At 40.9% G+C, this 12,273-nt stretch carries 11 protein-coding genes; 2 read left to right on the top strand and 9 right to left on the bottom strand.

The window, feature by feature from the left end:
• Positions 1–301 precede the first annotated feature (301 nt).
• On the top strand, positions 302–511 hold the full coding sequence (locus J2Z32_RS14490; protein ID WP_210089894.1) for a hypothetical protein: 210 nt from the start codon (positions 302–304) through the stop codon (positions 509–511).
• Here J2Z32_RS14490 and J2Z32_RS14485 read toward each other — a convergent pair.
• From J2Z32_RS14485 to J2Z32_RS14455, 7 genes are all read right to left on the bottom strand, one after another.
• Positions 480–1,286, bottom strand: coding sequence for an MBL fold metallo-hydrolase (locus J2Z32_RS14485; RefSeq protein ID WP_210089893.1), 807 nt, complete (start codon positions 1,284–1,286; stop codon positions 480–482). The genes J2Z32_RS14490 and J2Z32_RS14485 overlap by 32 nt on opposite strands.
• An 8-nt stretch (positions 1,287–1,294) precedes the next feature.
• On the bottom strand, positions 1,295–2,044 hold the full coding sequence (gene yycI / locus J2Z32_RS14480; RefSeq protein ID WP_210089892.1) for a two-component system regulatory protein YycI: 750 nt from the start codon (positions 2,042–2,044) through the stop codon (positions 1,295–1,297).
• A 26-nt stretch (positions 2,045–2,070) separates the two neighbouring features.
• Entirely contained in the window at positions 2,071–3,369 is a 1,299-nt protein-coding gene (locus tag J2Z32_RS14475) for a YycH family regulatory protein (RefSeq protein WP_342453966.1), read from the bottom strand.
• Entirely contained in the window at positions 3,366–5,195 is a 1,830-nt protein-coding gene (walK, locus tag J2Z32_RS14470; RefSeq protein ID WP_210089891.1) for a cell wall metabolism sensor histidine kinase WalK, read from the bottom strand. Before walK ends, J2Z32_RS14475 begins: the two co-directional genes overlap by 4 nt.
• Positions 5,196–5,197: 2 nt before the next feature.
• Complete coding sequence (gene yycF / locus J2Z32_RS14465; RefSeq protein WP_210089890.1) at positions 5,198–5,908, bottom strand: response regulator YycF; 711 nt, start codon at positions 5,906–5,908, stop codon at positions 5,198–5,200.
• A gap of 136 nt (positions 5,909–6,044) precedes the next feature.
• On the bottom strand, positions 6,045–7,496 hold the full coding sequence (locus J2Z32_RS14460) for a M23 family metallopeptidase (protein ID WP_210089889.1): 1,452 nt from the start codon (positions 7,494–7,496) through the stop codon (positions 6,045–6,047).
• A gap of 575 nt (positions 7,497–8,071) precedes the next feature.
• Entirely contained in the window at positions 8,072–8,662 is a 591-nt protein-coding gene (locus J2Z32_RS14455) for a hypothetical protein (protein WP_210089888.1), read from the bottom strand.
• A 189-nt stretch (positions 8,663–8,851) separates the two neighbouring features.
• Between J2Z32_RS14455 and J2Z32_RS14450 the strand changes: the two genes are divergently transcribed.
• Positions 8,852–9,061 carry a hypothetical protein gene (locus J2Z32_RS14450; RefSeq protein WP_210089887.1) on the top strand — a complete coding sequence of 70 codons (210 nt, stop codon included), beginning with the start codon at positions 8,852–8,854 and terminating at the stop codon, positions 9,059–9,061.
• A 62-nt stretch (positions 9,062–9,123) separates the two neighbouring features.
• On the opposite strand, the gene J2Z32_RS14445 is transcribed toward J2Z32_RS14450, so the two are convergent.
• Positions 9,124–10,410, bottom strand: a complete 1,287-nt coding sequence (locus tag J2Z32_RS14445; protein ID WP_210089886.1) for an adenylosuccinate synthase — start codon at positions 10,408–10,410, stop codon at positions 9,124–9,126.
• Positions 10,411–10,911: 501 nt separating this feature from the next.
• Positions 10,912–12,273: a replicative DNA helicase gene (dnaB, locus tag J2Z32_RS14440; protein ID WP_210089885.1), complete on the bottom strand. Its 1,362-nt coding sequence runs from the start codon at positions 12,271–12,273 to the stop codon at positions 10,912–10,914.

Below are 12,273 nucleotides of genomic sequence, written 5' to 3'. Positions count from 1 at the left end.
TCCACACCAGTATCACTCTCTAATTTTGTTCTCTAATCTATATATCGTCTTTATTACTTTAACGTTACATCCCAAGCATTAGTTGCTCACCAAAATTAACTTTTTTTCTGTGAAATCAATCTAAAACATAAAGATACACATAAATTTCTAGTCAATATGAAAAAATAGGAATGTTTCAAGCATAATCAGACTATACTAGACAAGTAAAGAATAGAATAGTAGATTCATTTTACCATAAAAAGGTCATTTTCGAACTGTTTTTTACAAGGGAAATTATGGTTTATAAAAGGAGAGATATTAGATGGATGTTCACTCGTCTTCTGCGATGAATGAGGTTAATGTATTAGCTCAGCTGGCGGATCTAAAGGAAGATACGTACCACCAGCTACTATTACTAAGTACACTTACACAATTATTAGTGGATAAAGGAATACTGACTCGTGAAGAAATTGGAGAAAAGCAACGCGAACTAGATCAATTTATATTGCCCCCACAATATCCCAAGGTGTAGGTCGATCAAAATAAGTATCACACAGCTTAAATTCACTATCTCGATAAAAACAACCGCGATCCTCCATCGAGCCGCGTACAGATAGCTTCGCTAAATCAGGTATATTATGTTCACGACTCAAATGAGCTAAATAGGTCCTTTTCAAGCGCCCATTTAAAAGTTCACTCATCAGCTCCCCCGTAGCTTCATTAGACAAATGACCCATGTCGCCTAATATACGGCGTTTAATGTTCCATGGATATCGTCCCATACGCAACATCTCAATGTCATGGTTAGCTTCAAGCACCAGCACGTCAGAATCTGTAATCGCTGCTTTTACCTTATCACTAGCATAACCCAAATCAGTGCATACACTTAGTTTATGCGTTCCATCATCAAAGCAATACCCTACAGGCTCTGCTGCATCATGAGAAATTTCAAAGGATTGTACACGTAATGAACCAAAATCCTTTGCATCCCCAGAAGCAAATATGTGCTTATTTTCTTCAGGAATTTTACCTAGCGATTTTTCCATCGCCCCCCACGTGCCTTGATTCGCATAAATAGGCAAATTAAATTTACGTGCCACTGCCCCTAAACCTTTAATGTGGTCTGAATGCTCATGCGTGACAAGGATACCTGCAAGCTGATGACCGTCAACTTCTCGTTCCCCCAGAAGCTCATCGATGCGACGAGCACTAAGTCCTGCATCAATCATCAATGTAACCTGTCCATCACTGACAATGGTCGCATTCCCCGTAGATCCACTAGACAATACTGTAAATTTAAGTCCCATGTGCTTCATTACTCCTTTAAATCCTTTGAATTAGGGCTAATTACATCTCCTGTAATCCCTTGAACATAATACTCTTTCCCATTTTCTAGCTTAAACCGCCAAGCAGGTGTGGCAGGAAGATGTGCATCTGAATCAAATACTTGTCCATAATAACCAAGCTCAATTTGTGTAATGACCGAGCCATCTGGAAGGAAATTTTCAATGAGGTTGCCTAAAGCCTTAGAGGCGGATAAAACTCGTTGCTCCTTCTCCTCAGCTAAACTGCTAATCTCAATTTCCTCCATACGATAAGATATAATTTTCTGATTACTATAATATAACACAAGCTCAACATTAAATAGTGGAAAGTCTCCATCCACAAGTGGATGTAATACAAACACACCTTCTCGACTGTCTGCTTCATCATATCTGAAATTTTGAATTTCAGGTAACACATTTTTAAGTGCATTTGTAAGATCACGAGCAGAAAAAATAAGCTTACTATCAATCGGCTGGGGTAATTCAATCACTTTGCCTGACTGATCGCCTTTTACGAATCGATATGCAATTTTACCTAGCAAAGGGGTATCAGAAGGAATCTTTACGGGAACACGGATCCCTTTATTCTCCATGACCTTTTGGGTTCCAGGCTCAAGTGAGGTATAGTCCAGATTAGAGTCCGCTTGTTCACGAATATCATTCCATAACTGGTATCCTAACACAAGATTTAATAACAAAAAGGCGTAAATTAACACATTTTTAGCTCGACCCCAATCCATAACTAACCCCCTCACTAAATTGAATCCTACTCATTGATCGTGCGCACTGCACCATTACTTAATTTAGCTACCCATACAGGCTGCAGCAGTAGTCCTTGCTTCGTTAACGAAGGCAAATATGCTGGATATAACGCCTTAATGTCAGCTTCATTAGCTAAGACAGCAAGCTTCTTCTCTAAATTTTCGCCACCAGGTAAAGCTACGATTTTTTTCTCCCATACTTCTTCCTCCAAGTAAATAAGGGAACGCTCATAACCTGTAATTGTGCCTTGTCTCATTTCAAGTGTAATCACTCCATAATGGAATGAGGCGAGATCTAGGACAGGGAAAGCGCCATATTGCCCCGAACCGTGATACTGCTCAAACACAATCCGATGCTTATCCTCTAAAGAACCAGCAATTTGCGCTAAGCGATATTTCCCACTCCAACCCCCATGCTGGTTGACAAAATCGATCGCAGACAGCACATTGCGGCTTGGTGTATTTTGACTTGCTGCTGGCGCCGCAGGGTCCGTATAATTGATCCAATTACGATCCTGCTTTACTTGTAAGCTTCGTTTACTATCTGTATAAATCTCAGAGCCATCCTTCTCCCGGACATACCTTGTTAAACTAGGGTCAAAAAATAAGCTCCGCTGCATCTGATCTGTTGAATACAAGCCGATATTTAATCCTGTTTGCACCATATCAATCGATTTCTGGGGAATATAATAGTTATCCTTCATCTTGTAGGGAACCCACTCCCGGCCAAAATCAATCATTTGCGCAATGTCTTGGACAGTGAAATCTACCTTTGTTGCCTCATACACCACATTCCCTTGGGAGCTAAAAAAGAACGCCTTCACTCGGTCGTCACTTTCGGTATTATAAATTAATACTCGATCCACGCTTTCCCCCTCAAACAATGTATCAGGGTATACTTGCATCACTCTACTTAATAGGGTCACAGGGATGCCATTCTCAAATTCTAATTCTATCCCTTGATTTTGCTGACGAATCTCATCCCACTTCGTATTGGCTAAGCTATATCGTTGAAAACCATCAAACTGTCTACCCTGTAAGCGCGAATAAATTAAATTGTAAAAGGTAGATTCAGGGTAAAGCACGCTATGCTTGTTTTGTCCTAGATGAATAACTAGCTCACTTGGATACAGCATACTTTCAACGTTCAACTGACTTCCGATGTTTACTGTTGGAATATAATTATTTTCAGAGCGAACGATCGAGTCCACTCCAGGTAAACGATAAATTAAGAAATAGCTTTGCAGTAAGCTACACAAAATAAGAAAGGTTAGGAACCATGACTTCATACTTTCCTTCATCATTTATTCCCCCCCTCTTGCTGCTGGGGCTCTTGGGGTAAAAGAACCGTCACCTTTGTTCCTACCTCAAGCTCAGATTGCAATGCAATTTGACCTCCATGTGCTTTGACGATTTCCCGGGCAATCGACAGGCCAAGCCCTGTGCCCCCCATATTTCGAGAGCGAGCTTTATCCACGCGGTAAAAACGCTCAAATATTTTATCCAAATCCTTTTTGGGAATACCGATCCCATTATCTTGAACAGAAATTGCAAGGCTCCCATCCTCTGTATGATACGCCTCCAGCACAATGCGTCCATTTTCCCCCGTATATTTCATCGCATTGGAGATTAGATTGTCTAGCACTTGGTCAATACCATCTCGATCGAGCTGAGCAATTTCCGCACCTTCACCAATAATAATTTCTGGATAAATGCCCTTCTCCTGCATCTGGAAGGAAAACCGATCGACGACCTCCTCCATCATATCCGCCACAAGAGTAGGTTTTTTGCGCAATAATGCTTCCTTGGAATCTAGTCTAGATAGATGTAATAAATCCGTAACCATCCGAATCATCCGTTCCGTCTGATTTTGAATGACAGAAGTAAATCTTGGGCCTAACTCAGGATCATTTAATGCACCATCCTCCAGTGCCTCAGTATAACTCTTGATCGTCGTTAGTGGTGTACGAAGCTCATGTGATACGTTTGCTACAAATTCACGTCTTGATGCTTCTAGCTTCTCTTGTTCTGTAACATCCTGTAATACAGCAATTAAGCCCACGATGCCAAATTCACGCCGATGGATCGGTGTAAAGGTAACACGAATGACAAAGTGATCCTCTCCTAAGCCATCGTTCTGCAGTAACGTAGAATACATGATGCCTTGGTTGAGCGCTTGCTTGTCCTCTTGGGACAATTGAAGCAATTCCGTAATTTCCAACCCTTCCACAGTAGATTCATTCACCTGCAAAATTTCTCTAGCACGAAGATTCATTAAAATGACATGATGCATCTCATCCGTTGCAATGACACCATCACTCATATTCGTTAAAATCGACGCCAGCTTTTCCTTCTCTTCCTCGTTTTGTGCTAAAGCATTACGGAGGCGACTTGTCATGTAGTTAAAAGCTTTGCTAAGTTGTCCAATTTCATCGTTCCCCAATACAGGCATATTCTGATGGAATTGTCCTTCTGCCACAGCGGTTGCACGTCTGGTTAGCTCTTTGATCGGTGAGGTAATTGTATGTGCCAAAATAACCCCCAAGACTGCAGTTAAGCCTAATGCTAGCAAAATACCAGAAATAAAGATATTATTAATTTGGTCCATCGTATCGTATAGCTGTGACATTGAAGCAGCGATATAGATTGCTCCTGTAATTTTACCTCCGGATACAACCGGTTTCGCAACGACCTTTTTACGCACATTATCCTCGTCGATAATATACTCTTCATTATCTCGAATCCCTTGTAACGCGCGACTCACAACCGTTTGTGTATTTTTTGTACCTACATAATCGGAATGGGAGGGCTTGGAGGTCGTTAATACTTTCCCGCTGGCGTCCAGCACTTGTATTTCTGCACCATTAATATTAAATAGATTGTTTACAAGCACCCGTAGGTTCTCAAGCGATTCCTCACCAGATTCCCCTGAAGCATTCAAATTTTGGCCTGCCAATACAGATAATAGCTCTGCACGTTCCTGTAGCTCTTTCGTAAAATTGCTCGTTAACGAAGTTTTCATCGCGCTGACAAAATAAACCCCGATCAGTTGCATCGCGATCAAAATTAACAATACATATACAAGAATCAACTTCGCTTGAATTGTACGAAAGAAGGATGGCAACCTCATTCTCAAATGCCACCTGCCTTGGCGCTTCGCATCACATACCCCAATCCCCGACGCGTTAAAATATACTCCGGCTTGCTTGGATCATCTTCAATTTTTTCACGTAAACGGCGAATCGTCACATCCACGGTACGAACATCTCCGAAGTATTCAAAACCCCATACGGCTTGCAGCAAATGCTCACGCGTCATGACCTTACCAGAGTTTTTCACCAAATAATGCACAAGCTCAAATTCACGATGCGTCAAATCAAGTGGCTCACCATTTTTATATGCTGTATACATATCTGTATCAATAAACAAATCAAATAAGCTTAGCCCCTGGTGCTTTTCGCCTTCTTCCTGTGGCGGCTTTTGCTGACGGCGCATTTGTGCCTTCACACGTGCAAGTAGCTCGCGGGTACTAAACGGCTTCGTAACATAGTCATCTGCTCCGAATTCCAGCCCTAACACCTTATCAATTTCACTATCCTTTGCAGTGAGCATAATAATGGGTGTCTGTAATCTGGTTCGAACCTCACGACATACATCCATGCCATCCTTGCCAGGCAACATTAAATCTAGCAAAATCAAATCAGGCTGCTGTGAAAAGGCCAGCTCTACCGCCTCTATACCATCAAAGGCAACAATAACCTCGTAGCCTTCCTTTTCAAGATTAAATTTCAAAATATCTGCAATTGGACGTTCATCGTCCACAACTAAAATTTTACCCTGCATATTCAATCTTCACCCCAGCCTTCAGGCTTTTGTTATTCTATATTCTCTATCTCTTATCTTAACATACTAACTCCTTCTCTCCTAAAAAAAGAACATTTTAGCTGTCATCGCTGACAACAAAAATGTCCTCTTAAGTCTACAAATATTTCATTGGGTTTTCTACGGTACCATTGTTATGAATTTCAAAGTGAAGATGCGTGCCTGTAGAGCGACCGGTATTTCCCATGACGCCAATTGCGCCACCCTTCTCTACAACCTGACCTTCCTTTACATCAATTTTACTTAAATGGCCATAAAGTGTTTCGTACCCATTCTGATGGTTAATAATAATTACATTGCCGTAACCTGACTTGGTACCTGCAAACGATACAATGCCTTCATCTGCTGCCATAATTGTTCTATTAGAAGAAACAATATCAGTACCTTGGTGCATTCTACCCCAGCGTTTACCATAGCTACTTGTAATTGAAGCACTTGAGACTGGCCAAGCAAAATCTCCTGTACCTTGTCCCATAATTTTAGTACCCTGCATCACAATTTTTGGTTTGGACGGCGTGATTACATTTTGACCTAGCCATTCTTCAGCAACAACTTCGCCGTTATCCTTCGTAATCCGATAATGCATTACTTTTAGCCCTGAGCTGCCCTCATCGATGACCTTGGATGTACCAGCCTTCATGTTCTCGCTTTTGCGTGTAATCACCTGAGGTGCTGTAATAATTTCCTCAGATAACTTCTCCACTGTTCTGACCGTAAGTGGTGCCTTTGTCGCTTTTATATTCAGAATCGTACCAATTTGCATGCTACGCTCTTTTACATCAGGGTTACTTTTGAAAATATCCTTCTGACTAATGCTAAAACGTTTGGCAATAGAAGAGATGGTGTCGCCTTCTCTGACCTCATATTGGATCACTGCTTCCATTCCCTGCTGAATTTGCGCCAGCATCGTGTCTGCATCTACAATTTTGTCTGGTGACACTACAGCCTTACTTTGATCAATTTTTTCGCCAAACTCTACCGATTCCACCTTAACCTCAGAGCTAGCCTTTGTCGCTTTTTTGTTAGCGTCTGCCTTGGCTTCACTTGTCGTTGTTTTAGCGGATAAAGCTTCAATCGCCATCGTCTCAGGTGTGTATTGGTCTTTAAGTTGCTCCAGTACTTTGGATACATCTGCTTCAGATGGTAAGATGCCTAACACCTTCCCGTCCACAATCAGCTTAACTCCAGTTGACTCTACCTCTAATCGCTGATCTAGCTTCTGTAAAGTTTCCTCTGCATTCGTAACCGCCTTAAATGCCTTCGCCGCGGTCAACACAATGCCTGCATCTTTAATCTCGATATTTGCATTAGGATATTTCGTTTTAAATTGTGCCTTCTTACGCTCCATCAAATCCTGAAGCTGTTGCTCATTATCGAGTGTTCCAATCTCCTTGCCATCAACTTGTACAACGAAATAGGAAACGGTATGACTGCTTCGATATAAGCTATACGTAAGAATACCCGAACCTGTTATTACGATTGCTGCAATGACACACATTGTAATCATTCGTGCTTTACTAAATTGTACCCAAGCCATGAATCCTTTCATATCAATCTCCTTTATCGCTATCCATTGAGCTTTTAGTCTCTCTTGTTTTCGTGAATTTCATTCTTAATTAAGGCTCTATTTAGAAATTAGTACTTGACCTCGAATAGAGGCTGGTAGCTACGATCCAGAGAGTTCTTACGATTGTTGTTAAAATCATATTCCTTTTATTGAAGTACATTTATGGATAGAATATATTTTTAAGAGACAACCTTCAGAATCTCTCTGTCTCTTCGCTAGTTTAAGTTAGCGGTCAAGTACTGATTTCAAGATTGAGCCTTATTCATATCTTAAATTGTAGAAAAATGTTATTTTTCGTATTGAAATAGTGTCAAAATTTTAACCTTTTGCCGCCAATGTTTACTTTAACATAACCAAGCCCTACATTTCAACCATAGGTAAACATGACAAAAAACCCTTAAAAGTTAAGGGTTTTTTAGTATTTTGAATTCAACTTACAATATTTACAATAATAAATTTGGTTCAATCGTTGAAGCCACTCCCTGCTACGTAGCCTCTTACTTCATAGATTGTCAATAACCGATTTCTGTGTTGAGCCATAAATTTTACGTAAAATACTACTTTTTCAAAACCTCCATCACCTTCGCATACTCCGTTTTATCCAAATATTTAGATAACATCTGCTCAATTGCTAATACTTCAGCTTCGGTTAGCCCACCTTCCATGTACTCTGTCAGCTTTTGCATTTCCTCTTGAGGAAGCTTAGACATTAATATCGTAAAAATCGCCTCTTTATCCTTCGACTCTATGCCTTCTTTTTTAGCAATTAAATCATCCGGTGTAACAACGACGTTCTCCTTCTGATTTGATGTTTGATTTCCGCTACTATTACCACTAGCTTCGCCATTACCTGCATTGGCACCGCCAGTTGCGGGCGGCATGTTTGGAAGACTCATATTATCTTTGTCTTGATCCTTCCCCTTGCTACTGGATTCCTCATCCGTTGGCGATGTTGTTGATGACTGTACACCAACTAAGCCTTTCATAATATCCGTAACGCTAGGCCCACCATCTGTCATTGAAATATGATAGCGACTCAGCATACGCTCAATATAATAGTTCACGACATAACCTGTCGTCACCACCGTTAATAGACACACTACAACAATCGTGATGATTAAACGTCCTATCCAGCTTAGCCATTTCATCTCCATGTTTCCTCCTATCCTGATCCCAGTTCACTTCATTTCTATCAGTATGGACGGAAAATGGAGTATTCAATCATAAGCAGAAACTAAAAAGAAATGAGTATGATATAGTCTAATTATAAAAAAACTCTGCACACCTGTCGCAAGTATACTCCAGACATTTGTATTATTAATACAGGAGAAGCCCAGATGCTTTGGGGATCAGTAATCACAATGACTCGTAATGATATCATTTCGATAGCTAAGCTGTTACCTCAAAGTAAAATCCTTGCTGTACATATGGATGCTATAAATCATTGTAAATTAAGTAGAACAGAACTTACCAAGCTTGTACATGAGCTACACTTAGAAGATTCGATTCTAATTCCTGAAGACGGCGAAACCCTTAGTTTTTCATAAGAAAAGAGGCTACCCTTTTCACTTGAGAAGGATAGCCTCTTGTATAATAGTCAGCATACTAATTACAAATAGATCGGTAACACTTGGTTTGTCTGATTACGATTCCGTCCTACAGAGAAAATCGCAATTGGAATGCCTGTTAGCTCAGAAACTCTAGTCACATAATTGCGAGTTGTTTCTGGTAGGTCTTCTAATGTTTTTGCACCAGTGATATCCTCAGACCAACCTGGCATTTCTTCATACACCGCTTCACATTCAGCAAGCATTTTCAAGCTCGCAGGGTAGTGTGTAATAATTTCCCCGCGGTATTTGTAGCCTGTGCAGATTTTAACGGTTTCTAGCCCTGTTAATACATCAAGTGAATTCAAGGAAAGACCAGTTAACCCACTTACACGACGAGCATGACGAACAACCACACTATCGAACCAACCCACACGACGTGGACGACCAGTTACAGTACCATACTCATGACCTGTTTCACGAATCGTATCGCCTACTTCATCAAATAGCTCAGTTGGGAACGGTCCATCACCAACACGCGTTGTATATGCCTTCGCAACCCCAATGACCTGTTGAATCTTCGAAGGACCCACGCCAGAACCGATACATACCCCACCTGCAGACGGATTGGAGGACGTAACGAACGGATACGTACCTTGGTCAATATCAAGCATTACGCCTTGTGCACCTTCAAATAACACCTTTTGATTATCATCAATCGCATCATTTAAAACAACAGAAGTATCCGTTACATAAGGACGAATAAATTCTGCATATTCCAAATACTTCGTCAAGATTTCCTCAACGTCTAATGGCTCAGCGCCATACACTTGCTCAATAATATGGTTTTTCTCCTTCACCAAATGGCGAAGCTTAGTTTCAAATTCCTCCGCATCCAATAAGTCAGCAATACGAATACCATTACGTGCCGCTTTATCCATATAAGCAGGACCAATCCCTTTACGGGTTGTTCCAATTTTGTTAGGTCCCTTACGATCTTCCTCTAACACATCAAGTGTGATGTGGTATGGCATAATGACATGTGCACGATCACTAATGACTAAATTTTTAGTTGAGAAGCCATTTTCGTGGATATAATTAATTTCCTCCATTAGGGCAACTGGGTTAATAACCATCCCATTCCCGATAACACATTTTTTATCTTCATAAAATACACCAGAAGGAATTAAGCTTAGCTTATATTTTTTCCCATCAATTAAAATGGTGTGTCCAGCATTATTTCCACCTTGATAACGTGCTACGACTTCTGCACTTTCAGCTAAATAATCGGTAATTTTGCCTTTACCTTCGTCTCCCCATTGTGTTCCCACAACGACTACCGTTGACATATGAATACCCCCGCTTGGATGTTGTCGCATCATAATTTGATACGCATTATATATAAATGCAAAGTTTTTAACATGTTTAAAATTTCTAATTTTCAAGCTCTAAAATCACGAAATTTATTTATCTTCTTTTTCTTTATTCTATACTTGGGTTCTATTTTTCTTTAATTGTTTAATCTCAAAATTAGTGGTTCTATCTGCTAACATTCGAAGAGACAGAGGGATGGTGGAAAAGCGCAAGCGGCCGCCTTTAAAGTAGTATTTTCATCAACATATTATCTAATTGAAAAAATAAGACTTTAACAGCGGTTGAAGCCACCCTCTGGAACGTAGCCTCCATCTCCAAAGTACCACTATAATTTTTATTTAAGCTTTTTAATGTTTAAACAAAACAGCAATTTAAGTTTACCAGTCTATATTTTTAAAGTCAAATCCAAATCCGAACAATTATACAGCTTTTATATGAAATGTTCGGAAACAATCAAAAACGGATTGACCCTAAGGTCAACCCGCAAATGCATCTTGATGTGCTCGTTCATAGTTCGCAAACTTATTAAAATTTTTCAAAAACACAAGCTCGACAGTGCCCACAGGCCCATTCCGTTGCTTGGCAATAATAATTTCAATAATATTTTTCTTCTCAGTTTCCTGATTATAGTAATCATCACGATACAAAAATGCAACAATATCAGCATCCTGCTCAATGGAACCCGATTCACGAAGGTCAGACATCATTGGACGCTTGTCCTGACGTTGCTCTACACCCCGACTTAACTGAGATAAGGCGATCACGGGTACTTCCAATTCCCTTGCAATTTGCTTTAACGTACGGGAAATTTCAGATACCTCCTGCTGCCGGTTCTCGCCAGCCTTGCCACGACCATGGATCAACTGTAAATAGTCAATCAGAATCATGCCTAGCCCTTTTTCCTTTTTTAGTCGTCGGCATTTCGCACGAATGTCCGCCACTGTTACACCTGGCGTATCGTCAATATATATTTCAGCCTCAGATAAAGCAGCAATACCCATCGTGAGCTTGGACCAATCATCGTCCGTTTTAAAGTCTCCCGTACGCATAATACTTGCATCAAGATTTGCCTCTGCGCAAATCATCCGCTGTACAAGCTGTGGTGCGGACATTTCCAGACTAAAGATCGCTACCGTTTCCTTCGCACGTACTGCTACATTTTGCGCAATATTTAGTGCAAATGCCGTCTTCCCTACAGAAGGACGAGCAGCAACAATAATGAGATCATTCCGCTGAAAGCCAGCTGTCATTTTATCCAAATCAACAAAACCCGATGGAATACCTGTTGTATTGCCACGATTCTGATGCAACATCTCCACACGGTCAAATACTTCCATCAGCACATCACGTACAGCGACAAAACCACTGCCAGAACGGCGATTGGAAATTTCCAAAATACGACGCTCTGCATCACTCAGCATACCTGAGACATCTTCGCCGCCAGTATATCCATCGCTTACAATTTGTGTTGCTGTACGAATCAAACGACGCAGCATAGATTTCTCTTCAATAATCTGCGCATAATAATCCACATTGGCTGCGGTAGGAACCGCATGTGCCAATTTTGCCAAATAGCTGACCCCGCCAATATCGTCTAGCTCACCCTTATCTTGAAGGCGTGAGGTCAACGTAACAAGGTCAATGGGTTGGCCCTCCTCACCAAGCTGAACCATAGCATCATAAATCATCTGATGGGGCTTGTCATAAAAATCTTCAGTACGGACACGCTCCATCGCGGTGATCAGTGCCTCAGAGTGAAGCAATATCGCCCCAAGCACTGCTTGTTCAGCCTCAAGATTCTGAGGTGGGACCCGATCGAAAAAGGGATCTCCGCTCAT

Source organism: Paenibacillus turicensis, assembly GCF_017873435.1.
Taxonomy (GTDB): domain Bacteria; phylum Bacillota; class Bacilli; order Paenibacillales; family Paenibacillaceae; genus Fontibacillus; species Fontibacillus turicensis.
This window is presented reverse-complemented; position numbering and strand designations above follow the sequence as displayed.